Source organism: Gammaproteobacteria bacterium, assembly GCA_019748175.1.
Lineage (GTDB): Bacteria > Pseudomonadota > Gammaproteobacteria > JAIEPX01 > JAIEPX01 > JAIEPX01.
Genome location: JAIEPX010000030.1, coordinates 1 through 25804, shown reverse-complemented (window position 1 = coordinate 25804; position 25804 = coordinate 1). Strand labels below are relative to the sequence as shown.

Here is a 25804-nt window from a genome sequence, read left to right as displayed (position 1 = left end):
AGGTCAGTAGCTCAATTGGCAGAGCGGCGGTCTCCAAAACCGCAGGTTGGGGGTTCGATTCCCTCCTGGCCTGCCAGTACATATAGTGTGAAAATTTGTGGGTGCGGTAAAATGGGGCAAAAAATTGAAACATCACCGGAGTCTACCGGTCGAGATCGCCTGATCTGGTCCGTCATTGTACTATTGGTCGGCGCGAGTGTTGTTGCTAATTATTATTATAGTGAAACTGCATGGGCTCTTCGCGCAGCCGGCTGGATATTAGTTGTTTGTTCTGCAGGTGCGCTCGCACTGCTAACAGCCCAAGGTCGTCACATCAAGGAATTTTCGAAAGAATCACGCATTGAATTACGCAAAGTCGTTTGGCCTACACGCCAGGAAACTATGCAGTCAACCATGATCGTCGTAATGATGGTTGTCATAACTGCGATATTACTGTGGGCAATTGATTCAGTGCTTATGTGGCTAATAGCGATGTTTACGGGGTAAATTTATGTCAGATGCTACTAAAAGATGGTATGTGATACAAGCGCGGTCTGGAAAAGAAGAGACAGTTGTAAAAATGCTTACTCATCGCGCAAATTTAGAAGGTATGGAGTACAAATTTGAAGAAATTGTAGTTCCTACTGAAGAAGTCGTTGAAATGCGTGGCGGAGTAAAGCATCGCAGTGAACGTAAATTTTTTCCGGGTTACGTCCTTGTTCGTATGGAAATGGACGACCAAACTTGGCATCTCGTTAAAAATACACCCAATGTTTTGGGTTTTATTGGTGGTGAAAAACCTGCACCTATTCCTGATGCTGAAGCCGATAAAATTTTACAGCGTGTTCAAGAAGGCGCTGAGAAACCAAAACCGAAAATATTATTTGAAGCTGGAGAAGTGGTTCGTGTTACTGATGGGCCTTTTGCAGATTTCAATGGCGTTGTCGAAGATGTCAATTACGAGAAGAGCCGATTACGCGTTGCTGTATTGATTTTTGGTCGATCAACACCGGTTGAATTAGAATTTAGTCAGGTTGAGAAAAGTTAACCTGAGAGTGCAAGCTCTCATTTTTGAGTGCTTGTTTTGATGGTGGTAACACCTAACGGGGAGCTAGTCAAAATATTGGTTAGCGTTTGTACCCAATTGGAGAGAGTGCAATGGCAAAGAAAGTGACGGCTTATATTAAGCTGCAAGTCAAAGGCGGCATGGCAAACCCAAGCCCACCTGTAGGTCCTGCTCTGGGACAACATGGTGTAAACATTATGGGTTTCTGCAAAGATTTTAATGCGCAAACGCAAAATCAGCACGGTATTACATTACCTGTTATTATTACGGTTTATGCGGATAAAAGTATTACTTTTGTCATTAAAGAGCCACCCAATACTTATTTTATCAAGAAAGAGTTGGGAATTGAGAAGGGTAGTGCTATTCCACAAACCGATAAGGTTGGAAAGCTCACTCAAGAGCAGTTGAGAAAAATTGCTCAAGCTAAAATGCCAGATTTGAACGCAGGTAGTATCGAAGCTGCGATGAAAATTATTGCGGGTTCAGCGCGAAGCATGGGTGTCGACGTTGAAGGAGGTAAACAATAATGACTACAAATAGAACTCCAAAAATTAGTAAACGTCGTCAGGCAATTAATAAGCTCATCGATTTTACAAAACAGTATCAACCACTGGAAGCTTTTGCGCTATTGTCAAAATGTCCTACTGCGAAATTTAAGAAGGGCGAAAGTGTTGACGTAGCGATTCGGTTGGGTGTTGATGCGAAAAAATCTGAACAGATGGTTCGTGGTGCGACGGTTCTTCCGAATGGTACTGGACGTGATGTGAGAGTGGCAGTATTTGCTCAAGGAGCAAATGCAGATAAGGCTAAAGCGGCTGGAGCAGATATTGTTGGATTTGAAGATCTGGCTGAAACGATTAAACAAGGTAAGATGGACTTTGACGTTGTTATTGCAACACCTGATGCCATGCGTATTGTGGGTCAGTTGGGTCAAGTATTAGGTCCACGTGGTTTAATGCCTAATCCAAAAGTCGGCACTGTTACACCTGATGTTGAAACAGCTGTCAAGAATGCTAAATCCGGTCAAGTTCGTTATCGAATTGACAAAGCGGGTATTATTCATTGTTCAATTGGTAAAGTTACGTTCACACCAGAACAGTTGAAGCAAAATCTTGATACATTGATTGCAGATTTGATTAAAGCGAAGCCAAGCATGGCTAAAGGTATTTACTTACGTAAAGTCACTGTTACGACCACGATGGGTCCCGGACTTGTTTTAGATACTGCTTCGCTAGCGTAGATTAAAAGAATTCGCGGTTTTAGACAGAAATGTCTATACCGTCGGAGACCGCAGGTGCGACTGCCCAATGGAGTTGCTTAATAGGTTACCTAGCCTGCGCAGGCGGTGAACTGCATTCTCACTCTAAGTTAGAGTCGAGAAATTAGATTCGCCAAATTGGGAGTCAGAATTGAATTCAGTGTCTGATGAAAGTTGGGACTGAGAGATTCTGATGTAATTGGAGGTTTATTGTGGCACTAAAACTTGATGCAAAACAGGCGATCGTCGCGGACGTTGCAAAGTTTGCAAGTAAGTCAATATTAGTGATTGCAGCAGAGTATCGTGGTTTAACGGTCGGTAAAATGACATCCTTCCGTTCTAAAGCACGAGACGCTGGTTTGCATGCGCAAGTGGTTAGAAATACTTTAGCCCGACGCGCTTTTGAAAATACTGATTTTGCTTGCATGAGCGAAGCTTTAGTGGGCCCAATTATTTTACTTTTTGCGCCTGAAGATCCAGGAGTTGCAGCAAGACTAGTACGAGATTTCGTGAAAGAAAATGAAATCTTTACTGTCAAAGCATTGGCAATGGGCGGTCAGTTGTTAGAAGCAAAACAGCTTAATGCTGTTGCTGATCTACCGACTCGTGACCAAGCTATTGCTATACTCATGTCGGTTCTACAGGCTCCAACTGTGAAATTGGTGCGTACTTTGGCCGAGCCGCACGCCCAGATGGTTCGTGCATTTGCAGCTGTTCGTGATCAAAAGAAAGCTGCTTAATAATTATTTTTTGTGAGGAGACATTATAATGGCAACATTATCAAGAGCCGATATTCTTAACGCAGTCGCTGAGATGAGCGTAATGGATATTGTTGAGTTAGTTAAAGATATGGAAGAAAAATTTGGTGTATCTGCTGCAGCGCCTATCGCTGTTGCTGCTGCTCCTGCTGCGGGCGCTGCTGCCGCTGTAGAAGAGAAAACCGAATTTGACGTCATCATGACTAACGCTGGCGCTAACAAAATTGGTGTGATTAAAGTGGTTCGTGAACTTACAAGTCTTGGCTTAAAAGAAGCTAAAGATTTAGTAGAAAGCGCACCTGCCACCATTAAAGAAGCTGCTGCTAAAGATGAAGCGGCGACTATCAAGAAGAAACTTGAAGAAGCTGGCGCAACCGTTGAGGTTAAGTAATAACACTTCGTGTGTTTTGAGTAGAGGAGAGAACTGTGTTTCTCTCCTCTGTATTCGGGAATCGCAAGTGTAACTTGAGGTTCCGAATAAATAGTAGACTGTAGTGGGTGTTGCGCCATGTTGCGCGGCACCCTAATTGATTTTGGTTTATTTAGAGTACGAGGATCACGCATGCCGACATTATCTGCTTCTGGACGACAACGTTCTACCACCCAGGCTTTATCCTACACCGAAAAAAAACGTATGCGAAAAACCTTCCGTAAAAGCAAGGAAGCAATGACCGAGCCGTATTTGTTAACAGTTCAGCTCGAATCATATGAGCGTTTTTTGCAGGCTGGTATCGCTCCGGAAGAGCGCGGAAATTTTGGTTTAAACGGTGCTTTCAAATCCGTATTTCCAATTGTTGGTTATTCTGGGCAAGCTCAACTTGATTATGTGAGCTACGAATTAGGTGAATCAGGATTCAATGTCCACGAATGTAAACTTCGAGGGCTTTCGTATGCAGCGCCTTTGCGTGTGAAAGTGCGTTTGACAATTTACGAAAAAGATAGTGCAGGCAACAAACACACCGTCAAAGATATTAAAGAACAAGAAGTATATATGGGTGAAATGCCTTTAATGACAGAAACGGGAAGTTTTATCATTAATGGTACCGAGCGCGTTGTAGTGTCACAATTGCATCGATCACCAGGTTTGTATTATGAACACGATAAAGGTAAGACCCATTCATCTGGCAAAATACTCTATTCCGCTCGTATTATTCCTTATCGTGGTTCTTGGTTAGATTTTGAGTATGATCCTAAAGATTGTATTTTTATTCGTATCGACCGTCGTCGAAAACTTCCAGCGAGTATTATTTTACGCGCGTTGGGTTACACTACTGAAGAAATTTTAGGTTTATTTTTTGACAATAATACCCTTCACATTCACGATGAATCTGTTGTTCTTGATTTAATTCCAGAGCGAATTAATGGTGAAATTGCACACGTTGATATTAAAGACAAAAAAGGAAAAGTTATCGTTCAGCAAGGTCGTCGCATTACAATGCGACATGTTAATCGAATTGCTGAAGCAAACATTAAAACATTGGAATTACCGTTTGAGTATATATTCGGTAAAACAATGGCAAAAACGTTGGTTGATAAAGAAACTGGAGAAGTCATTGCAAATGCAAATGATCCAATCACTCCTGAATTATTTAACAAATTCAAAGAAGCCAAAATTAAAACAGTCGAAGTTTTATTTACAAATGACCTTGATTGCGGTCCTTACATGTCTGATACATTGCGCATCGATCCAACCAGTAATCAATTAGAGTCTTTGGTTGAAATTTATCGCATGATGAGACCCGGCGAACCTCCTACAAAAGATGCTGCAGAAAATTTATTCCAAAATTTATTTTTTGTTGAAGAACGTTATGATCTTTCACCGGTAGGTCGAATGAAATTTAATCGACGCGTGGGTCGAGAAGGTTTCGAAGGCCCTGGCGTATTAATGAAAGAAGATATTATTGATGCACTTAAAGTGTTGGTTGCGATTCGTAATGGTAAAGGCGAAATCGATGATATCGATCACTTAGGAAATCGACGCGTACGAAGCGTTGGTGAAATGACTGAAAACCAATTCCGTATCGGTTTAGTTCGTGTTGAGCGCGCAGTAAAAGATCGATTAAGTTTGGCAGATTCAGAAAATCTTATGCCGCAAGATTTGATGAACGCAAAACCAGTTTCTGCTGCAATTAAAGAGTTTTTCGGATCCAGTCAGCTTTCACAATTTATGGATCAAAATAATCCGTTGTCAGAAGTGACTCACAAACGTCGTATTTCTGCCCTTGGGCCTGGTGGTTTAACACGCGATCGTGCAGGATTTGAAGTGCGTGACGTACATCCTACTCATTATGGTCGAGTTTGTCCGATTGAAACTCCTGAAGGACCGAATATTGGTTTAATTAATTCGTTAGCAGTTTATGCGCGAATTAATAGCTATGGCTTTATTGAAAGTCCATATCGTCGTGTTCTTAATTGTAAAGTCACCGATGATTTTGATTATCTTTCTGCGATCGAAGAAGGTGATTTTTACATTGCTCAAGCGAGTACTACACTCGATAAAAATGGAAAAATTATTGATGAGTTAGTTGCTTGTCGTTACAAAGGTGAATCAACTTTTGCATCCCCAGAACAAGTTAATTATATGGACGTTTCTGCGAAGCAAATTGTTTCGGTTGCTGCTTCATTAATTCCGTTTTTAGAGCATGATGATGCTAACCGTGCTTTGATGGGATCAAACATGCAGCGTCAAGCTGTACCCACTCTTCGTCCTGAAAAACCTCTAGTAGGTACTGGTATGGAGCATATGGTGGCAATCGACTCTGGTGTTACTGTAGTTGCAAAACGTGGCGGTATTGTTGACTCAGCGGATGCATCGCGAATTGTTGTGCGTCTCAACGAAGCAGAAACGTCATCAAGCGATGTGGGCGTTGATATTTACAATTTAACCAAGTTTCAGCGTTCTAACCACAACACCTGTATTAATCAAAGACCTTTAGTGAATGTGGGTGATGTTGTTTCACGAGGCGATGTGTTGGCCGATGGTCCTTCCACCGATTTAGGTGAATTGGCATTAGGACAAAATTTATTAGTCGCATTCATGCCTTGGAATGGATACAACTTTGAGGATTCTATTTTAATTTCTGAACGATTAGTGGAAGAAGATCGTTTTACTAGTGTGCATATTCAGGAGTTAACGTGTATTGCTCGTGATACAAAATTAGGAGCAGAAGAAATTTCTGCGGATATTCCTAATATTGGTGAAGGTGCATTATCGAAGTTGGATGATTCCGGTATTGTGTATATTGGTGCCGAAGTGGAAACAGGCGATATTCTCGTGGGTAAAGTTACGCCAAAAGGCGAGTCACAATTAACACCCGAAGAAAAATTATTGCGTGCAATTTTCGGTGAAAAAGCATCTGATGTAAAAGATACTTCATTGCGAGTACCGCCAGGAAGTAATGGTACTGTGATCGATGTTCAAGTGTTTACTCGTGAAGGTACGCAAAAAGATGAACGTGCTTTAGCAATTGAAAAAGCTGCTTTTGTGCGCATCAAAAAAGACTTAAATGACCAGCTACGTATTCAAGAAGACTCTATATTTTCTCGTGTAGAATATCTTTTAGTGGGTAAAACGGCAGCGGGTGGTCCGAATAAATTAAAAGCCGGTGCGAAAATCACTAAAACGTATTTGGATGAGCTCGATCGTTCAAAATGGTTTGATGTGCGATTGAAAAATGAAGAAACTACTGCACATTTAGAAGCGCATGAAAAGCAATTGAAGCAATTGCATAAAGATAATGAGAAGAAGTTAGATGCTGAACGTAAAAAATTGCAACAAGGTGATGATCTCGCTCCAGGTGTGATCAAAATTGTTAAAGTGTATTTGGCGGTAAAACGTCGCATTCAGCCTGGTGATAAAATGGCAGGTCGACATGGTAATAAAGGTGTAATTTCAACGATTGTTCCTATCGAAGACATGCCTTTTATGAAAGATGGCACGCCTGTTGATATCGTTTTAAATCCTTTGGGTGTTCCTTCGCGTATGAACGTGGGTCAAGTATTGGAAACACACTTAGGTTGGGCTGCGAAAGGGCTGGGATTGAAGATCGGTGAATTATTAGATAAACATGCGAAGGCCCCAGATTTACGAAAAAATTTATCTGCTATTTATGAGAGTGATAAAGATCAGTTATCTTCTCTAAAAGAGTTGAATGATGATGAAATTGTTCATCTCTCACAAAATTTACGTGCAGGTGTTCCAATGGCAACGCCAGTTTTTTCGGGTGCTAAAGAATCTGAAATTAAAGCGATGTTAGCGTTAGCGGGATTACCAGAATCTGGTCAAGCTACATTGTATGATGGACGAACAGGATTGGCTTTTGATCGACCAGTGACAGTGGGTTATATGTACCTACTGAAACTGAACCATTTAGTGGACGACAAAATGCATGCTCGTTCTACGGGGTCATACAGTTTGGTGACTCAGCAACCTCTAGGTGGTAAAGCGCAGTTTGGTGGACAACGATTTGGTGAGATGGAGGTTTGGGCGCTTGAAGCATACGGTGCTGCTTATACCTTGCAAGAAATGCTCACTGTGAAATCAGACGATGTTCAGGGTAGAACTCGGATGTATAAAAATATCGTGGATGGTGATCATCGTATGGAAGCAGGTATGCCGGAATCTTTCAATGTATTAGTGAAAGAAATTCGGTCGTTAGGTATTGATTTTAGCCTCGAGCAAGATTAACCGTTAATTAATTGGATAGTGGAGAATAGCTTTGAAAGATTTGCTGAATATTCTCAGGCGCGAAGGCGCGCAGGATTTTAATTCTGTCTCAATTGGTTTGGCTTCACCCGATTTAATTCGGTCGTGGTCATTTGGTGAAATTCGTAAACCGGAAACGATTAATTATCGTACTTTTAAACCGGAACGCGAAGGATTATTCTGCGCCAAAATTTTTGGTCCGATTAAAGACTACGAATGTTTGTGTGGTAAATACAAACGATTGAAGCACCGTGGTGTAATTTGTGAAAAATGTGGCGTTGAAGTTACGCTTTCCAAAGTACGTCGCGACCGCATGGGCCACATCGAACTAGCATGCCCTGTTGCGCATATTTGGTATTTAAAATCGCTACCATCTCGCATTGGTTTATTGCTCGATATGACGCTGCGTGATATCGAACGTGTACTTTATTTTGAAGCGTTTGTTGTAACCGATCCTGGATTAACACCATTTGAACTTGGTCAATTACTTTCTGAAGATGCCTATTTAGATGCATTAGAAGAACACGGAAATGATTTTGAAGCGCAAATGGGTGCCGAAGCTGTTCAAAAATTATTGCGTGGAATTGATATTGAAGCGCAAATTACTTCACTTCGTGAAGAATTACCGACAACAACGTCTGAAACTCGAAATAAACGCATCACAAAACGATTAAAAGTTCTGGAAGCGTTTTATGAATCTGGTAATAAACCAGAATGGATGATTTTGACTGTATTGCCTGTGTTACCACCCGATTTACGTCCGTTGGTTCCGTTGGATGGTGGACGTTTTGCAACTTCAGATTTGAACGATTTATATCGTCGCGTGATTAATCGTAATAATCGATTGAAAAGACTGTTGGAGCTCAACGCGCCTGATATTATTGTGCGCAATGAAAAACGTATGCTTCAAGAAGCGGTGGATGCATTACTGGATAATGGTCGTCGTGGTCGCGCAATTACAGGTTCAAACAAGCGTCCATTAAAATCACTCGCTGATATGATCAAAGGTAAACATGGTCGATTCCGTCAAAACTTATTGGGTAAACGAGTCGATTATTCCGGTCGTTCGGTTATTGTGGTAGGACCTACTTTGAAATTGCATCAGTGTGGTCTGCCTAAAAAAATGGCGCTGGAATTATTCAAGCCATTTATTTTCAGTAAATTACAATACCGCGGATTAGCGACAACCATCAAAGCAGCTAAGCGCATGGTGGAATTAGAAGAGCCGGAAGTCTGGGATATTCTTGACGAAGTGATTCGTGAACATCCTGTGTTACTCAACCGGGCGCCAACATTGCACCGTCTTGGTATTCAAGCGTTCGAACCTGTTTTGATCGAAGGTAAAGCGATTCAATTACATCCTTTAGTGTGTACAGCGTATAACGCCGACTTTGACGGTGACCAAATGGCTGTTCATATTCCGCTAACCCTCGAAGCACAGCTCGAAGCGCGTGCGTTGATGATGTCTTCAAATAATATTCTTTCACCTGCGAATGGCGAGCCTATTATTGTTCCTACTCAAGACGTGGTTTTGGGCTTGTATTACATGACGCGAGATCGTATCAACGCAAAAGGCGAAGGTATGGTTTTTGCAGATGAGGATGAAGTTCAGCGTGCTTATTCCGCTAGAGAAGTTGAGTTGCATTCAAAAGTTCGTGTGCGAATCACTGAATCAGGTATAACCACGCTCACCGAAACTACAGTAGGTCGTGCATTATTATGGCATATTATTCCTGAAGGACTTCCGTTTAGTATGATTAACCGACCGCTCACGAAAAAAGTGGTGTCGAGTCTTCTGAACAGTTGTTATCGACAATTAGGTCTAAAAGATACCGTTATTTTTGCTGACCAATTAATGTATACCGGCTTCCGTTATGCAACGGTTTCAGGTGTTTCAATCGGTATTAACGATTTGATTATTCCTGAAAGCAAAGCAGCAATTATTGAAAGCGCGGAAGAAGAAGTACGTGAAATCGAAAATCAATATGCATCAGGTCTTGTGACGCAAGGTGAGCGTTACAATAAAGTGGTGGATATTTGGTCCCACATTAATGAACAAGTCGCGAAGGCGATGATGGAAGGGTTGTCTACCGAAGAAGTACTGAATGCTAAAGGCGAGAAAGTCAGACAGCCTTCATTCAACTCAGTATTTATGATGGCTGATTCTGGTGCGCGAGGTTCTGCGGCTCAGATGCGTCAGCTCGCAGGTATGCGAGGCTTGATGGCTAAACCAGACGGCACCATTATTGAAACCCCGATTACGGCAAACTTCCGTGAAGGATTGAACTTACAGCAGTACTTCAACTCTACTCACGGTGCTCGTAAAGGTTTGGCAGATACCGCGTTAAAAACAGCTAACTCAGGTTATTTGACTCGTCGATTGGTTGACGTTGCGCAAGATGTTGTTGTGACCGAAGTTGATTGCGGAACAACGAACGGATTGACCATGACGTCCTTGATTGAAGGCGGTGATGTGGTTGAAGCATTGCGTGATCGCGTGTTGGGTCGAGTGACCGCTGAAGATTGTATTGATCCTAGGACCAACGAGGTTGTTGTTGAAGCCAATACAATGTTGGATGAGTCGATCGTTGATCTATTAGAAGAACACAGTATTGAACAGCTCAATGTTCGTTCAAGCATTACGTGTACTACCCGTTTTGGTGTGTGTGCGTTGTGTTACGGACGCGATTTAGCGCGTGGACATCTCGTGAATATTGGTGAAGCAGTCGGTGTAATAGCGGCTCAGTCAATTGGTGAACCTGGTACACAGTTAACCATGCGTACGTTCCATATTGGTGGTGCGGCTTCTAGAGCAACCGCTGTGAACAACGTCCAAGTGAAATCAGAGGGTACTGTTAAACTCCATAATATGAAGACCGTTAAACATGAACGGGGTCATTTAGTGGTGGTATCGCGTTCTGGTGAATTGGCGGTGATTGATACCAATGGTCGCGAACGTGAACGTTATAAAGTACCTTACGGTGCTAATATTATAATTGATAATGAAAGCAAGGTGAGCTCTGGTAAAGTCGTTGCACAGTGGGATCCGCATACACATCCAATTATTTCTGAAGTAGAGGGTCGCGCGAGATTTATCGATTTCGTGGATGGTGTCACCGTTACTCGTCAAACAGATGAAGTGACAGGACTTACTAGTATTGTTGTGATGAGTTCGCAACAGCGTTCGTCTGCTGGTAAAGAATTGAAGCCGATGGTGAAATTGGTGGATGCTAAAGGTAATGACCTTGTCATTCCTGGAAGTAATCAGCCAGCGCATTATTTCTTACCTAATGGCACGATTATTAATATTGAAGATAAAGCCAAGATCGGTGTGGGTGACATGATTGCGCGTATTCCGCAAGAAAAATCAAAAACTCGCGATATTACCGGTGGTCTACCGCGTGTAGCTGACTTGTTTGAAGCGAGAAGGCCTAAAGATGCCGCTATCATGGCTGAAGAATCAGGTGTTGTGGTCTTTGGTAAAGAAACCAAAGAAAAACGTCGTTTGATTATTCAAGGCATGAGCGAGAACCCGTTTGAGGAATTAATTCCTAAATGGCGTCACTTCACCGTATTTGAAGGTGAAAGTGTTGCCAAGGGTGAAGTCATCGCTGATGGTCCGTTGGATCCACACGATATTTTACGATTGTTGGGCGTTACTGCATTGGCGAATTACATCATTAATGAAGTGCAGGATGTCTATCGATTACAAGGTGTGAGAATCAATGACAAGCATATTGAAGTGATTATTCGTCAAATGCTTCGTAAGGTGAAGATCGCTGATCCTGGCGATTCTAAACTTCTGAAAGAAGAACAAATTGAAAAATATCTTGTTCAGCAGTCCAATGATATTGTGAATGAAAAAGGTGAAAGACCTGCGCTGTACGAACCCGTATTGTTGGGTATCACAAAAGCTTCTTTGGCGACTGAATCATTCTTGTCTGCAGCTTCGTTCCAAGAAACCACTCGCGTACTGACGGAAGCCTCTGTTAGTGGTAAGCGTGATCCGTTACTTGGATTGAAAGAAAATATTGTGGTAGGACGAATCATACCTGCGGGTACCGGATTTGCTTATCATCAACGCAGACGTGCGGGTGTTGAGGAAGAAGAAATTGTAATCGGTCCGAAGACAGTTTCTGCGAGCGAAGCTGAAGAGCAATTAAGTAAAGCTCTGCAATCTTCTGCTCGTGAGTCAGCGGCCGAAGCTGCAGGTGATACTGCTGCGGAATAAGTCTTTATTTTCTTAGTACTAAAAAGGGCAGTGTTACTGCCCTTTTTTTCTTCTGCATTTGTATCAGGTTAACGGAGTCTGGTGTCTCCTTTCGGGACCGCCCAGCAAGTCCCTCTATGGAAGGGCTTCGGGTCTCGCCTTCCTGGCTCGACACGATCCCGAAAGGAGACACCAGACTCCGTCAACCTGATACCGTGCCTTTCTCACCTTATTCTCGCCAGCCGTTATCCATCAAGTCCACAGGGTACGATGCCATAATAAACAATGTAGAGCATTGCATTGACTGTACCAAATGTGTTCATGGTTGAGACTTTATACTCTTAATACTCTTACCGTAGATTTTGACCCTGCTATACTTTGAAATACAGTTTCTTTTTATCTTGTCTGTAGCATTAACTGGAGATTTAACCATGTCGAATATGCAAGAATTAGCTGTTGGCATAGCTAGCTCTAAGCATCGGAGGTTTTTAGGAAGTGGCATTATATACTCTCCTTCAAAAATTCTGACATGTGCGCATGTTATTGAAGGATGCGATGAAAAAGACTTGCAAATTTTTGTTAATCCCAGAACTGATGATCAACAAGGCAATCTTGTTGAGGTATCCAAAGTTTCCAAGCATGATAAATATGATTTTGCAATAATTTCAGTATCTGATAGATTGCCATTTTTCGAAAAGAAATACTATCTTGAAAAAATTAAAATAGGTACAGACTATCAATTGGTGGGCTATACATTCTTGATAACAGGTGCCTCAATTGATGTCGAGCCCAGATGTTTGAAAGGAAATATTGTTCGTACTTCTTCACATAACACATCATTAAATTCAAAAATAAAATCTTTAGTTGAAATCTCCACCGCAATTCCAAGTGGAATGAGTGGTTCACCTGTGTTTACGACCTCGATGGAACTTCTTGGAATGACTGTAGGAAATAATCAACATTCTACCGAATTAAGTTTACACGAGGTGGAGAATGAAGGTGAGTATAAAGTTGAAAAATATATCATTGAGCAGTTTGGGCTGATTCACCCAGCTCATGATATTCTAGATTTCATAAAAGATTTAGAAGAATAAGAAGTTAAAACTTGACAATTAGACAAATCGAAATTGCAATTTAATATTGATCTAAGAAATCACTCTCAATATCTTCTAATATTTCCATAGAGACTGGATATTAGGCGTGATTTTGGATGATGTGCTATAATGAACTAGGTGGTATTGTAGGAGATGTATGAGTGAAAAAAGCAACAAATCCTTATCATATGCGAGAATTTAAGAAGGTTGATTTATTAGAGGAGAAGGTCAGGCTATTTCCTTTTCTAAAACATATAGCTTCGGCTAAAGATCTACAGCCTATAGTTCAATTGATTGAAAAGATATCAACGGCGGAGTATGAACCGAATATTAAATACAATTTATTATGGGATGTGATTCAGCTTGGAACATTAATTGAAGCTCATTTGCCAGCCACGTTAACAGACAAAACTACTTTAGAGTTGTTAGATACTGTTAAACCAACGTCAAAATTTTGTTCAGAGTTAACAGACCAGCAACAATGGTGCTTATTTAAAATAGCAAGGAATATAGTGGCTGATAGCTTTCATATAATTTACGAAGATAAAACAAAATATTTGGCAGAGCAGGCTATTCTTCTATGCCAAGGACATTTTGTTAAAGATGCATTATCAGATGTAAGTCGAGAAGTTACAAAAATCTCTCGAGGCAGTAATGTGGTCAAGATTTTAAAAGGAAATGAAGCTGCTCAAGCAAAAATGTTTAATCAGGCTGGATATTTTCTAGAGCGTGCAAAGGGGTTTGCGGCACTGGAAAATCCCCAGGCAGCTTGTTTGGCATTGGTAGGCGCGGGCAATTGTTGTCGATTCATTATGATTGGAAAGATCTCAGGAGGGCGTGTTTTAGATTGTGTAGGTGAGTTAAATGCTATGCGCAGTGATATAGTGCATATGAATGCCCGAGATACTGCAGGGGAATCACTGCGTGAAGTAGCCTCTTCATGGTCTGGAAAAGTTAATGAAACTGTGGTAAGGTTGAACAAAGAGGCAGGGAGTTTAGGGCTTGTCTCAGATGTCAAAGCTTATGTCGCTAAAGAAAAGCCGTCTGAAGATCATGAATCTCCTCGAGGGTATTCAAAATAGTACATTACTGAACGTGGGGTTGTAAAAGTTAATTTTGGAGAAAGCTTATGAAATCGGTTTCTGGTGAAAAAAGACGAGCAGGATCCAGAATTACAGATCCTGACGTTATAGCTGATATCGAACGATATGTTGCGACTAAACATCAAGGTAAGGCTAAATTAAAATTATATTGTTCAAAACTGCCTTCTCAAAAAGGTACTTTATATTACGTAATCGATTCACCTATAAAAATAGATATCTCAGAGTTACCTGAAATAACAGTTTATATCCAGGGTAAATTAGACTTTCTTGATGTTTCTGTACAAAGAAATGATCCATGGAGACAAGAAATTTTCCAAAGGGATTTCACTGATAGTGTGGAATACACACCAAGTAATGGTAAGAAAATTAAACAGTTTGTTGACAGGAATTTTCCTCATCTCTTAAGTTATCAAAAACAGCTTAAAGAACATGGTTGCACATTTTCTGAGTCTGAAAAGATGGAAATGGAAGAATCTGAAATACTTGGTAGAGCTGTCCTTGAGACTTGCCGTCAAGAAGTTGAATCACATAGCTTAATAGATGAAGAGGACGTCGCATCGTTATTAACAAATATTCTTAAGGTTGCTTCTGAACGAGGATTTGATCCCGTTAAAATAGTTCAGAATATTGACGCTACAAAGTTAGTGCAACCTATTAATAAATAATGAGATATCCTTACAATTGATCATTTTTTCTTTGGCTTGTGGTCAATGAAGTTCAAATATGGGTCGAATCAAGCAACTTTAAGTTGTGTAGCTTCCAGACCTGTTTCTTTGGTGTTGGCGACTACGCAAGCAAAACACATGAGTGCGCAAGCTGCGAGTAGTTGCGGAGTGAAATTTGCGAATCCAAAAAGAATCAATAAGAAAATAGAAATGATCGGGCTGGAATAAGACAAAATACTCAGCAATCTATAATTGCCGTAATGCACGCCGTGATTCCACAGCATATATGCAAGACCTTGAGTGAGAAGTCCCATGGTGATCATCGTGGCCCATTCCATAATGGAAGGAGCCAGGGTAATTTCAAATTGAAAATGTAGAATTAGAGAAAATAACATGCAGCAACCAGCGTAGATGGTCATCGTTTCTATAGATGTTTCAGTATAACGATGGGTAGTCAGCGTATATACACACGCGAGCACAGCGCCTAGTAGCGCGAGCATATATCCTAGCCAGTGATTATCACCCACACTGATCCATTGTTGATCACCGAAGATTATGCAGTAAACACCGAAAAATCCAATTATTGATGCCACTAAATAACGCGCGACAAATTTTTCGTTTGGAATAAAAGCAGAAAAAGCTACAACAAAAATGGGCCACAATGAACTGATTAAGTCGACGTGTGCCGCTGGAGCAAATTTAAAAGCAGCGACGTACATCGACTCGCTTCCGTAGATTCCAATGATTCCGAGAACCCAGGTGTAGAGTGGACGTTTTAGATTTTTAACTTCACCCCACTTTTTCCAGCCCATGAGACTGAGAAAAAAACTTACACCAAAAGCAATGGTGAGAACTTCGAAGGTGGGGATTCCGCTAACAGCGGCGGTGAGAATTCCTGACAATGACCACAGAATGATACTACCGTAACCTAAGAAGGTTGCAGATTTTGCACTACCCGAAGGTGGCAAGTGTATATTTATCATTCAGTCAATTTCCCTTTGTAGCTCACTCAAAATGAGTGATTAAAAACAAATGCTATATCCAATAGACTCCATTAGTCAATAAGCATAGCACATATTCCGCAAAAGTTTTTTTTACCCCCGTTTCTCTCCTGGAGTCGGAAATTTTCTGAGAGAAAAAAATCCGAGCTCAGGGCGAGCGAAATTTCAAAAAATGGCTATTTATATAGTGTTTTTTTGATGTCATTCGTCGATGAAGGAGACAAAATCCTCAAGGAATTTTTTCAGAGTAGCCAGTGTGGGTTCATCTGTCAGTTTTAAGTTGGGATCAAATTTTTGGTGCGCGGCAGAGACGTAGAGGCCATTTGCAAAACACGGACGTAATTTAAGGTAGCGAATGGTTTGCAGCCAGGAGGTTTGTGCAAACACTGTGCCAAAGCCACTCGGTGATGCTCCCATCAATGCAAACGGTTTGCCAGCAAAGACTTTTGCAGTGTCTGCAGGTGGTCGAGAAATCCAGTCGATAGCATTTTTCAGTACGCCAGGAATCCCGTGGTTATATTCTGGAGTACTGATCAGCAATCCATCAGCGGCGATGATTTGTTCTTTGAGAGAATTCACGATAGCAGGTGCGCCTTCTTTTTCGAGATCTTCATTGAAGAGTGGGACGCCATCGATAGAAACAATATGCAATTCAGAGTCTGCAGGCATCAGTGTTTTTGCTGTTTGCAGTAACGCAGTGTTGTAAGAGCTTTTTCTCAAGCTGCCTGAAATTCCAATAATTTTTATCATCCTCATACTCCTTAAGTTAAAAAAACGCGGTCAAATCTCGCCCAACAGAAACGGTTTTGATGTTGGTAAATTCCTTAATGCCAATTTCGCTCAGTTCACGACCATATCCACTGGATTTAATTCCACCAAAAGGCAGGCGAGCATCGGATCTCACCGCAATATTCACTCCAATATTGCCTGCTTGCAAATGTTTCGTTGCAATTTCTTCTCCGTGCATCACATTGGCTGTGAAAATTGCACCGCCTAATCCGTAAATAGTATCGTTGGCTACTCGAATCGCTTCTTCTTCATTGGCAACAGGAATTATTGCAGCGACTGGACCAAATAATTCTTCATCATACGCGGGCATGCCAGGTTTAACATTCGTTAACACTGTAGGTGGGTAAAATGCACCAGGTCCGCTGGGAATTTCTCCGCCTAAAAGACAGCGCGCCCCTTTTTCTATACTCGATTGAACTTGTTGATGGAGGGCATCACGTAAATCGATGCGAGCTTGTGGTCCAATTTGTGTGGCCTCATCACGAGGATTTCCCATGACAGCTTTTTGCATGATGGCCACAAATTGTTTTTCAAATTCCTTTTGGATTGATTCTGAAACAATAAACCGTTTTGCTGCGATGCAGCTTTGGCCTGAGTTAATTAAGCGCGCATTGACACAAATGGGAACAGCTTGTGACAAATTAGCATCCTCTAAAATAATGTACGGGTCACTTCCACCTAATTCTAGTACCGATTTTTTTGCAAGACTTCCTGCTTTTGCAGCGACTTGTCGGCCTGCGTAAGTACTGCCAGTGAGTGTCACTGCACGAACAGCCGGATGTTCTATGACGTGTTCAACAACGGTATTTTTGATTAGTAAATTTTTGAAAACATCTTGAGGGAAGCCCGCCTTTTTGATTACTTCTTCAATCGCAATTGCACAACCGGGTACATTCGAGGCGTGTTTGAGTAATGCAACATTGCCAGCCATTAAAGTAGGAATTAAAAATCGAAATACCTGCCAGAACGGAAAATTCCAAGGCATGATGGCCAAAATAACGCCAAGAGGTTGATACGATACAACACATTGTCGATCGGGGAGTGAGATGGTATTAGGTTGTAATAATGATTCAGCGTATTCTGCGTAATAATCGCAGGTATCGGCGCACTTATTAATTTCTGCTCGACCTTCTCGCACAGGTTTGCCCATTTCATCGGCCATTAATTCTGCATAAGGTTGTGCACCTTGACGTAAAATTTCAGCTGCATTCGACATGCACTGAGCACGTTTTGCAAAAGAAGTGGTAGACCAATTTTCAAAGGCTTGGGCTGTGGATGCAATTGCTGAGAGCACTTGACTAGAGTTCATTTCTGGAGTCGTATTAACAATTTTGCCACTGGTTGGATTGATAGCAGAAATTGTCATACTCGAGTCCTTGAGTGATTTAAATCATGTCTGAATTATAACATCGGCTCTAAATCCAAGCAAATTCAGCTCACGGGGCTTGATTTAGGTTCTGATCATGGGGCTGGTAATAAAATCTAGCTTTTATGCGCTCTGCTGGCTATCAGTGTTTTTGTGCCCACAGTGTGAACAGCTTGGTAGTAATGAATATCTCACTTGTTGGCAAGAAGAGCATTGATTGAATAATTCAGTACTGCATGCCGGGCAATGATAGATTTCAAAATCATGGCTCTCTTTTGTCTTGGGTAATTTTAACTGAACATTTGAGCGTCGGGTCCAGAATAAAAATCGTCTTGGCCCCATGTGAATTGGAAACTCACAAACGGGACACAAAAAATGTTCATACGCTTCTCTGTATTGTTTGATTAGCATATCAAGTTTGGGTGATTTTATGGATTGTATTAATTTAGTCATTAAATAAATAACGGTGAGAATTAATGCGCCAATAAGAAGATATTTGAAATATTGAGAGGGGAAAAATTCATGGATGGTGAGAAATGTAAGGATAAAAGTAGCAAGGCAGAATGCTTTTAAAATAATAGAGTAAGCGTTAGTGTAATATCTTCGCAGTAATAGCAAGCTAAATAAGAGAATAATTAATAGGGTGCTTACTTGAAGTTTGGCTTGAAAAAAACGGTGCTTTTCTGACAGTTGAGAATATTCTTTGTCCGCAAGTTTTCTTTGTTGATCTAGCGTCGTATGAACATTATCCAGCTTTCCTTCTAGGATATGTTTTGATTTTTGCCAATTAAGAATGTCATCATTGAGGGTCTTAAATTGATTTTGATAGCTCAGAAAAACATTTTGAGCTTCGTTGAAAGAGGCTTTATCTTTTTCAGAGACGGTAATGTTTTTTTGAAGGCTGGATTTTTGAATGTCAAGCATCTGATCGATCGTCGTTTTCAAGTTGTCTGCATTATTTTTAATATATTGCTGATTATCAGACAGTCTTTTAATTTGATTATTATGTGCATTAATCTCATTGTTTAATTGTTGTTCTTGATCTAATACACTTTGGCTAACGTGTTTGGCTTGAATTTTTTGATAATTCGGTTGATGAATGGTTCCTAAATCTTCGAGGATGAAATTCAACAATCCATAAAACAACAGTCCCAATACAACCGCCGAAACTTTAACCCAAAAACGGCTGCTCGAACGACCTTTCACTTCTTTATCCATGTTTATGCTCTCCATTGCAGTGCGAATGTTATCAAGCTTTCACTCTATGCTCCTTGCCATTGATATTATAGCTGATTTAAGGGACATAGTAATACGGATTTGGAAGCTTGTAAGTGCGGTCGGCATAACCGCCTTCCAAATCGCTAATTTGATCGCCAATGTTGAGTACAATATCATAACCTTTTTCGGTAATTTTTTTGCGGATGGCAGATTTGTAGGGGATTGCCGAATTTTCATGGTAGGTATTGGGTTTGAGGAACAATTCTTTCCAGCTAGTGTAGCCTGCTTTTTTAAGGTTGTTCGCAGTCATTGTGCGCATTTTTTCAAAACGACCTGTGACAAAAAAAATACTCACATGATGTTGCAATGCGTAGTTAAATAAATTTAGAGTAGGTTTAATTGGGGGGTCGTCAGTTTCCAGTCCAATAGTTTTTAAAATTGGGGAATCAATTCCAAAGTCTAGTTTTTTCATATAGGGGAAGTTGGATAGGGAGGTTTCATCTATATCTAAAACGATCGCTAATTTTTTTGGGTGTGCGAGAGCTTCATTTAATTGAATTCGTTCTTGTAAATATTGTTCCGCTTTATTAATTACGGCTTGAACATCGCCTTGATAAAGGCCTGCCTCAAAATAATTTACAAGATTTTTTTTGATGACGTATAGATTTTCAGGTTCTACCGCAAAGCTGGGTGTAATAAATAGAATACTTAAGAGTAAACAGAAAGTTCTGAAGTGACGATATTTCATATCCAATACCTTTGAGCTAGTAATATTCTCGATTCCAACTGCAGAATCTAGGTTCGTTCATTTTACCTGCACGCAGCCTAAAGATAAAGGGGCTGTTACCCTGCGAATGCTCAAAAAGCTTTAGAATAGCCTCTTCGAGCTGTGGCTAATTGATCTGCTATAATTGTAATAGGCGTATAAGAATAACTGAGGTGGGTTATGGCTAAGTCTCTAGATCTGAAATTGCTTAGATGTAAAGTGATCAAGGAGAGTCCGCTGGTCATCTGGGATGAGCGCGAAGGAGTGTGGGGAAATTTATTGGCTAATCTGGGTTACATTCACATAGACAAAATTGATATTGTAGACGAAGAAGGTGATGTTGTTACAGATTGGTATGAGAAGCGTCTAGAGAGCATGAAAGAGAAAATGCTTAAAAAATATCCAGAGGAGATGAGTAAAATTAAAACTCTTTTTGATGCGCATCAGCCATTTTCAAGAGAGCCTTTAAAATATGATTTTTTACCTAGTGAGATCAATGATTTATTATCGACACTGGACAATCACCGAGCAAATGGAAGTCTAGACCCATTTTATTATTATCTCCAATCTGCTGTTCAAGCAGCAACGAATCATTCTGTCATGAAAGCTTCGGTTCTTCATAATCGAGCAGAGTTAGATCGTCAACTCGAGGAAGAAGAATTAAAAGCGCTGGAAATTCACAGGCAGAGATCAGATCGTTTAATTCAAAAACAGCAGCTCAAAAAAACGGCAGATACGATTGATCTAGAGGCTCAGTTGAATGAAAAATTATTAGATGAATTATCTCAGGAAAATGTGAAGCGACGCAAATTAATGAAACAGAATAGTCAAGGTGATAATTACACGCCTGTCAATGAAGTAAAAGGAGAGCGTAAAAGTGGGGGATTATTTGGAGTGGCATCTACTCTTTTCTCTGCAATTATGATATCAGACCCAGACGAAGTGGCAAAAACTAACTATTTTATTTTTCTTGAGGATGAGGTTGTTGGTAAAGGGAGTCGAAATCGCAGTATAAATACTGAGAATGATAAGGTTTTAAGTAAAATTCAATCGGTAGAACAAACAATTCAAAAAAAAGAAGAAGATGTTGCAACGCTCAAGCAACTTATTGCTGCTTCTTCGATGGATTTTGTAGAATTAAATAAAGTAGAGGTGTCTACTCGTGTCAAAGTTAAGGCTGAAGATGTTCAGCTTGTTGAGATTCTTGTAGAAGGTAAAGAGAAGTCATTTATGTGGGATGTTGGTACTACGGTTGCGGATAATATTCGAGACTTAGTAACAGCCTATAGAGATAATCGGGATTACCATCATACACGAGCCCGTAAAATATCTGCTCAAAGAGTCTTAGATAAAATTAGTGAGATTTCTGAGGGAGGAAAAAATGCGATTGTAGATCCAATTAAACGAGATGTTGAATTGGTCAAATTCTTAAGGCAAGAGAAAGATACTTTTTCGGTCTTTGGGCTTAATCGTAAAGCGAGTCAATTACATGCGATATATCGCCAAGCTGAAATTCAATTAAATAACCGAATTAAACAAACAATCGGGGAGGTCAGCACGGAAGCGGTGGTAAAAATGCATCGCGAAAATACAGAGTTGGCGAAGAAGCTAGATGAATCGAAATTGCAAAACCAAGATGCTTTTCAGAGAATGCAAGAATTAGAAAAAAAACAATTAAGTAATGTTCAGCCAGCTGCTGCTTCTTCATTCGATAGAGAAGGTGCTGATGAAAAAAGCAAAAAACTTACTCAACAGTATGATCAGACGATGAAAGAGCTTCACGCACAAAATGCACAAGTTTTTAAGATGAGCCCACAAGAAATGAAAGTGATGCATTTTTCAGAGGATCAACTTGTTTTATTGGATAAACAAAGAGAGCAATTAAGCAAAACGCTCCTTGAAAATCAAAAAAAATTAGCGCAAGCCGAGGAGCGGTTGGGTTTGTTGGATTTGGATGAAGAACAATTAGGTGTGATGGCTCGTATCCGTTATTTAGAAGCCAGTCAACTGGCCAGAAAATTTCATCTTGAGAAAGAATTTAATAAAGTAGGTAATCTTAATGGTATAGATCCCAAAACTCTTTTGAACTCTGTAAACACTTTCCTGCTTGTTCTTGTAAAAGAACTGGATATTGTTCTTCCTTCAAGATCGCAATCAGTAGAACCTCGCCATGGCCAAAGTCCCTCTAACTAAATAGAATATAGGCCCTCTCCTGGTTGTGCTCTTACATCCTCTACCGCTACAATGCTAAGACCTGTCTAAGTGCATCATCGAGCGCTTGTAAGTCTTTTGAAGAAAGGCTGCCAGCTGATTTGCGCAGTCTGCTTTTGTCGACCGAACGTATTTGGTCACAAACAGCACTCACTTGTTTATCGAGACAAGACACACTTATCCATCTTGCTGTGAATTTCGCCGTATTTCGCTTGCAATGGGGTAGGGGCTCGTGTAGTATCGCTCGACCTGCGTAGTGGCGGCTGTATTTTCCTCTATCAAGATGGCAGATCAACAGCTTAGCGGTCCTGAAAAGGCCGGCCAAAAAATCGCATTTGCTTGACAGTGGGCAGGGGGTCTTATATGATCCCGCGTCCGTTCTTTTTTGTTTAAGTTACTTTATAAAAGTAGGATTTGGAGTGTATTTTACATGGCTAGAGTGAATCAGCTGGTTCGAAAACCGCGTAAAAGATTAATTAATAAGTCTAAGGTGCCTGCCTTAGATCGATGCCCTCAAAAGCGAGGCGTTTGCACTCGCGTGTATACAACTACGCCTAAAAAGCCTAACTCTGCATTGCGTAAAGTTGCTCGGGTTCGTTTAACAAACGGCGCTGAAGTGACCGCTTATATTGGTGGTGAAGGCCACAATCTACAAGAGCACTCAGTGGTTACGATACGTGGTGGTCGTGTGAAGGATTTACCTGGTGTGCGATATCATATCGTACGAGGTAACTTGGATACGGCTGGTGTTGAAAAACGTAAACAAGGCCGATCTAAGTATGGCCAGAAGAAACCGAAGTCTTAGGGGGAAAGGGTAATGTCTAGACGAAGCGCAGCACCAGTACGCATTATTTTAGGAGATCCACTCTTTAAAGAAGTGGAAATTACAAAATTCATTAATAGCGTTATGCGTAATGGTAAGAAATCTGTTGCCGAAAAGATCGTTTATGGTGCTTTGAATATTGTGGCCCTTCGATCTAAAGGAAAAATAAAGAAAAATGAAGATGAAACAGGTGGTGAAAGCGGCGGCAAAGGCAGTAAAACCATGTCTTCAGCTGCAGTTTCTATCTGGAATAGTGATGAATTACGCAAAGTCGCTTTTGAAATATATGAATCGGCTTTGTCGAACGTAATGCCTGCTGTTGAAGTTAAATCTCGACGTGTGGGTGGTTCTACTTATCAAGTCCCTGTTGAAGTTCGCGATTCGCGACGTAAAGCGTTGGGCAAACGTTGGTTGGTTCTATACGCTCAACAGCGTGGTGAAAAATCGATGCCAGAACGATTGGCTGGTGAGATTTTAGATGCGGCAAATAAACGCGGCGGTGCTTTCAAAAAGATGGAAGATGTTCATCGTACGGCTGATGCTAATAAAGCCTTTATTCATTTTCGGTGGTAATTAAAGATGACGACAATAGCTCCTCGTGCAGTCCCTATAGAAAGAACCCGTAATATCGGTATTATGGCCCATATTGACGCCGGCAAAACAACTACAACAGAACGTATTTTGTTTTATACTGGCCGATCTCATAAAATCGGTGAAGTGCATGAAGGTACTGCCGTCATGGACTGGATGGAACAAGAGCAAGAACGTGGTATTACGATTACTTCTGCCGCTACGACCGCGTCATGGTTGGGTATGGACAAACAGTTTCCTTTGCATCGCATTAATATTATTGATACCCCGGGACACGTGGATTTTACTATTGAAGTAGAGCGTTCATTGCGTGTACTCGATGCGGCCGTTACAGTATTTTGTGCGGTTGGTGGTGTAGAGCCTCAAACAGAAACGGTATGGCGCCAAGCTAATCGCTATGGTGTTCCTCGTCTTGGATTCGTTAATAAGATGGACCGTGCGGGCGCAAATTTTGATCGTGTAGTTGCTCAGATTCGTGATCGTTTAGGTGCAAATCCTATTCAGATACAACTAAACATTGGCGCTGAAGAGAATTTCAAAGGCGTGATCGATCTCATCCGTATGAAGGCCATTATTTGGAATGAAGATGATCGCGGTATGACATACACAGCTGAAGAAGTTCCTGCTGAATTGCTCGATAGAGCGAAGCAGTTACGTGAAATTATGGTTGAAGCGGCAGCCGAAGCGAATGAAGAGTTGATGAACAAATACCTTGAAACGGGTGAGTTATCAATTGAAGAAATTAAGCAAGGTATTCGAGCTCGAACCATTAATAATGAAATTATTCCGGTTCTTTGTGGTTCAGCGTTCAAAAATAAAGGTGTACAAGCTGTATTAGATGCAGTTATAGAATTTCTTCCTGCTCCTAATGAAGTCCCAGCAATTTTTGGTACATTAGAAGATGACGTGACTGAAGTTGAACGACACCCTTCAGATAGTGAGCCATTTTCAGCATTAGCGTTTAAGATCGCAACAGATCCTTTCGTTGGAACGTTGACATTTATTCGAGTTTATTCCGGGATGATACAATCCGGTGATACAGTTTATAACCCAATTAAGCGTAAGAAAGAGCGTATTGGTCGATTGTTACAGATGCATGCTAATTCTCGTGAAGAAATTAAAGAAGTCCGCGCGGGTGATATTGCCGCTGCTGTAGGACTTAAGAATGTTACTACGGGTGATACGTTGTGTGATGTTGATAAAGTCGTAACTTTAGAGCGTATGGTATTTCCAGAGCCAGTAATTCACGTAGCTGTTGAGCCTAAGACCAAGGCTGACCAAGAAAAAATGGGTATCGCTTTAGGTAAGTTGGCCCAAGAAGATCCCTCGTTCCGAGTTCGTACAGATGAAGAATCAGGCCAAACCATTATTTCAGGTATGGGTGAGCTGCACTTAGAGATTATTGTTGATCGTATGCGTCGTGAGTTCAGCGTAGAAGCCAACGTGGGTAAACCTCAGGTTGCTTATCGCGAAACCATACGCCAACATGTAGAACAAGAAGGCAAGTTCGTTAGACAAACGGGTGGTCGTGGTCAGTACGGACACGTTTGGATTAAGATTGATCCGAATGAGGCGGGTAAAGGATTTGAGTTTGTGAATGAAATTGCAGGTGGTGTAATTCCTCGTGAATATATTCCTGCAGTAGAAAAAGGTATTGTTGAACAGATGGCTTCTGGTGTAATTGCTGGATACCCTGTTGTTGATGTAAAAGTAACGTTGTTTGATGGTTCTTATCATGATGTAGACTCGAATGAAATGGCGTTTAAGATCGCTGGTTCGATGGCATTCAAAGATGGCGCTAAGAAAGCGAAACCTGTATTGCTCGAACCCATCATGAAAGTAGAAGTGGTGACTCCTGAAGAATACATGGGCGATGTGATGGGTGATTTAAACCGTCGCCGTGGTATGCTCCAAGGTATGGACGAAAATCCAACGGGTAAAATCATTAAAGCACTCGTGCCTTTGGCTGAGATGTTTGGTTACTCGACTTCAGTGCGATCATTGTCTCAAGGTCGTGCAACGTATACGATGGAATTTGAGAAGTACGCTGAGGCTCCAGCTAACGTAGCTGAAGCCATTATTAGTAGTAGTCAGAGTTAGTTTGTTTAATTAAGAGGATAGAGAAATGGGTAAAGAAACCTTTGAACGGACCCTTCCCCACGTCAACGTGGGCACAATAGGTCACGTGGACCACGGTAAGA

At 41.0% G+C, this 25804-nt stretch carries 21 protein-coding genes and 1 tRNA gene; 16 read left to right on the top strand and 6 right to left on the bottom strand.

Annotated elements, in window-relative coordinates:
• From K2X50_10400 to K2X50_10345, 12 genes are all read left to right on the top strand, one after another.
• A tRNA-Trp gene (locus tag K2X50_10400) sits at nt 1-76 on the top strand.
• A gap of 35 nt (nt 77-111) precedes the next feature.
• On the top strand, nt 112-486 hold the full coding sequence (gene secE / locus K2X50_10395; protein MBX9587647.1) for a preprotein translocase subunit SecE: 375 nt from the start codon (nt 112-114) through the stop codon (nt 484-486).
• A gap of 4 nt (nt 487-490) precedes the next feature.
• Complete coding sequence (nusG, locus tag K2X50_10390; protein MBX9587646.1) at nt 491-1027, top strand: transcription termination/antitermination protein NusG; 537 nt, start codon at nt 491-493, stop codon at nt 1025-1027.
• 110 nt (nt 1028-1137) lie between these two features.
• Nucleotides 1138-1572 (top strand): 50S ribosomal protein L11, encoded by a 435-nt coding sequence (gene rplK / locus K2X50_10385; protein MBX9587645.1) that lies wholly within the window; start codon nt 1138-1140, stop codon nt 1570-1572.
• Nucleotides 1572-2285, top strand: a complete 714-nt coding sequence (gene rplA / locus K2X50_10380; protein ID MBX9587644.1) for a 50S ribosomal protein L1 — start codon at nt 1572-1574, stop codon at nt 2283-2285. The genes rplK and rplA overlap by 1 nt, the downstream gene beginning before the upstream one ends.
• Before the next feature lie 230 nt (nt 2286-2515).
• Nucleotides 2516-3043, top strand: coding sequence for a 50S ribosomal protein L10 (gene rplJ / locus K2X50_10375; protein MBX9587643.1), 528 nt, complete (start codon nt 2516-2518; stop codon nt 3041-3043).
• A gap of 28 nt (nt 3044-3071) precedes the next feature.
• On the top strand, nt 3072-3452 hold the full coding sequence (gene rplL / locus K2X50_10370) for a 50S ribosomal protein L7/L12 (GenBank protein MBX9587642.1): 381 nt from the start codon (nt 3072-3074) through the stop codon (nt 3450-3452).
• Nucleotides 3453-3623: 171 nt separating this feature from the next.
• Nucleotides 3624-7748, top strand: a complete 4125-nt coding sequence (gene rpoB, locus K2X50_10365; protein MBX9587641.1) for a DNA-directed RNA polymerase subunit beta — start codon at nt 3624-3626, stop codon at nt 7746-7748.
• A gap of 31 nt (nt 7749-7779) precedes the next feature.
• Entirely contained in the window at nt 7780-11997 is a 4218-nt protein-coding gene (rpoC, locus tag K2X50_10360; GenBank protein ID MBX9587640.1) for a DNA-directed RNA polymerase subunit beta', read from the top strand.
• Nucleotides 11998-12407: 410 nt separating this feature from the next.
• Nucleotides 12408-13070: a serine protease gene (locus K2X50_10355; protein MBX9587639.1), complete on the top strand. Its 663-nt coding sequence runs from the start codon at nt 12408-12410 to the stop codon at nt 13068-13070.
• Between the two features lie 161 nt (nt 13071-13231).
• Complete coding sequence (locus K2X50_10350) at nt 13232-14152, top strand: hypothetical protein (GenBank protein MBX9587638.1); 921 nt, start codon at nt 13232-13234, stop codon at nt 14150-14152.
• Between the two features lie 47 nt (nt 14153-14199).
• A complete protein-coding gene (locus tag K2X50_10345; protein MBX9587637.1) occupies nt 14200-14838 on the top strand; it encodes a hypothetical protein in 639 nt (212 codons plus the stop codon).
• Between the two features lie 68 nt (nt 14839-14906).
• Here K2X50_10345 and K2X50_10340 read toward each other — a convergent pair whose 3' ends face one another.
• The 5 genes from K2X50_10340 to K2X50_10320 all read right to left on the bottom strand — a co-directional run bounded on the left by K2X50_10340 (nt 14907) and on the right by K2X50_10320 (nt 19960).
• Nucleotides 14907-15821, bottom strand: a complete 915-nt coding sequence (locus K2X50_10340) for an EamA family transporter (GenBank protein ID MBX9587636.1) — start codon at nt 15819-15821, stop codon at nt 14907-14909.
• 219 nt (nt 15822-16040) lie between these two features.
• Nucleotides 16041-16589, bottom strand: a complete 549-nt coding sequence (locus K2X50_10335; GenBank protein MBX9587635.1) for an NAD(P)H-dependent oxidoreductase — start codon at nt 16587-16589, stop codon at nt 16041-16043.
• Nucleotides 16590-16605: 16 nt separating this feature from the next.
• Nucleotides 16606-17994 (bottom strand): NAD-dependent succinate-semialdehyde dehydrogenase, encoded by a 1389-nt coding sequence (locus tag K2X50_10330; GenBank protein MBX9587634.1) that lies wholly within the window; start codon nt 17992-17994, stop codon nt 16606-16608.
• Between the two features lie 123 nt (nt 17995-18117).
• Nucleotides 18118-19212 (bottom strand): hypothetical protein, encoded by a 1095-nt coding sequence (locus K2X50_10325; protein ID MBX9587633.1) that lies wholly within the window; start codon nt 19210-19212, stop codon nt 18118-18120.
• A 76-nt stretch (nt 19213-19288) separates the two neighbouring features.
• The gene (locus tag K2X50_10320) at nt 19289-19960 is read right to left on the bottom strand and encodes an HAD family acid phosphatase (protein MBX9587632.1); all 672 of its coding nucleotides are present in this window, start codon (nt 19958-19960) and stop codon (nt 19289-19291) included.
• A 198-nt stretch (nt 19961-20158) separates the two neighbouring features.
• Here K2X50_10320 and K2X50_10315 point away from each other — a divergent pair, with 198 nt between their 5' ends.
• On the top strand, nt 20159-22171 hold the full coding sequence (locus tag K2X50_10315; protein ID MBX9587631.1) for a hypothetical protein: 2013 nt from the start codon (nt 20159-20161) through the stop codon (nt 22169-22171).
• A 46-nt stretch (nt 22172-22217) separates the two neighbouring features.
• Here the strand turns inward: K2X50_10315 and K2X50_10310 are convergent, their stop codons facing one another.
• The gene (locus K2X50_10310) at nt 22218-22535 is read right to left on the bottom strand and encodes a type II toxin-antitoxin system PemK/MazF family toxin (GenBank protein MBX9587630.1); all 318 of its coding nucleotides are present in this window, start codon (nt 22533-22535) and stop codon (nt 22218-22220) included.
• A gap of 84 nt (nt 22536-22619) precedes the next feature.
• Here K2X50_10310 and rpsL point away from each other — a divergent pair, with 84 nt between their 5' ends.
• From rpsL to fusA, 3 genes are read left to right on the top strand one after another with little or no spacing between them, the layout of a single operon-like run.
• Nucleotides 22620-22994: a 30S ribosomal protein S12 gene (rpsL, locus tag K2X50_10305; GenBank protein ID MBX9587629.1), complete on the top strand. Its 375-nt coding sequence runs from the start codon at nt 22620-22622 to the stop codon at nt 22992-22994.
• 12 nt (nt 22995-23006) lie between these two features.
• A complete protein-coding gene (gene rpsG, locus K2X50_10300) occupies nt 23007-23585 on the top strand; it encodes a 30S ribosomal protein S7 (protein ID MBX9587628.1) in 579 nt (192 codons plus the stop codon).
• Nucleotides 23586-23591: 6 nt separating this feature from the next.
• On the top strand, nt 23592-25703 hold the full coding sequence (gene fusA, locus K2X50_10295; GenBank protein ID MBX9587627.1) for an elongation factor G: 2112 nt from the start codon (nt 23592-23594) through the stop codon (nt 25701-25703).
• The last annotated feature ends 101 nt before the right edge of the window (nt 25704-25804 follow it).

What these genes read in the sequence shown, in the direction of transcription:
- secE (MBX9587647.1), top strand. Translation starts at nt 112, where the DNA reads ATGGGGCAAAAAATTGAAACATCACCGGAGTCTACCGGTCGAGATCGC.
- nusG (MBX9587646.1), top strand. Translation starts at nt 491, where the DNA reads ATGTCAGATGCTACTAAAAGATGGTATGTGATACAAGCGCGGTCTGGA.
- rplK (MBX9587645.1), top strand. Translation starts at nt 1,138, where the DNA reads ATGGCAAAGAAAGTGACGGCTTATATTAAGCTGCAAGTCAAAGGCGGC.
- rplA (MBX9587644.1), top strand. Translation starts at nt 1,572, where the DNA reads ATGACTACAAATAGAACTCCAAAAATTAGTAAACGTCGTCAGGCAATT.
- rplL (MBX9587642.1), top strand. Translation starts at nt 3,072, where the DNA reads ATGGCAACATTATCAAGAGCCGATATTCTTAACGCAGTCGCTGAGATG.
- rpoB (MBX9587641.1), top strand. Translation starts at nt 3,624, where the DNA reads ATGCCGACATTATCTGCTTCTGGACGACAACGTTCTACCACCCAGGCT.
- K2X50_10355 (MBX9587639.1), top strand. Translation starts at nt 12,408, where the DNA reads ATGTCGAATATGCAAGAATTAGCTGTTGGCATAGCTAGCTCTAAGCAT.
- K2X50_10345 (MBX9587637.1), top strand. Translation starts at nt 14,200, where the DNA reads ATGAAATCGGTTTCTGGTGAAAAAAGACGAGCAGGATCCAGAATTACA.
- K2X50_10340 (MBX9587636.1), bottom strand. Translation starts at nt 15,821, where the DNA reads ATGATAAATATACACTTGCCACCTTCGGGTAGTGCAAAATCTGCAACC.
- K2X50_10335 (MBX9587635.1), bottom strand. Translation starts at nt 16,589, where the DNA reads ATGATAAAAATTATTGGAATTTCAGGCAGCTTGAGAAAAAGCTCTTAC.
- K2X50_10330 (MBX9587634.1), bottom strand. Translation starts at nt 17,994, where the DNA reads ATGACAATTTCTGCTATCAATCCAACCAGTGGCAAAATTGTTAATACG.
- K2X50_10325 (MBX9587633.1), bottom strand. Translation starts at nt 19,212, where the DNA reads ATGGATAAAGAAGTGAAAGGTCGTTCGAGCAGCCGTTTTTGGGTTAAA.
- K2X50_10320 (MBX9587632.1), bottom strand. Translation starts at nt 19,960, where the DNA reads ATGAAATATCGTCACTTCAGAACTTTCTGTTTACTCTTAAGTATTCTA.
- K2X50_10315 (MBX9587631.1), top strand. Translation starts at nt 20,159, where the DNA reads ATGGCTAAGTCTCTAGATCTGAAATTGCTTAGATGTAAAGTGATCAAG.
- rpsL (MBX9587629.1), top strand. Translation starts at nt 22,620, where the DNA reads ATGGCTAGAGTGAATCAGCTGGTTCGAAAACCGCGTAAAAGATTAATT.
- rpsG (MBX9587628.1), top strand. Translation starts at nt 23,007, where the DNA reads ATGTCTAGACGAAGCGCAGCACCAGTACGCATTATTTTAGGAGATCCA.
- fusA (MBX9587627.1), top strand. Translation starts at nt 23,592, where the DNA reads ATGACGACAATAGCTCCTCGTGCAGTCCCTATAGAAAGAACCCGTAAT.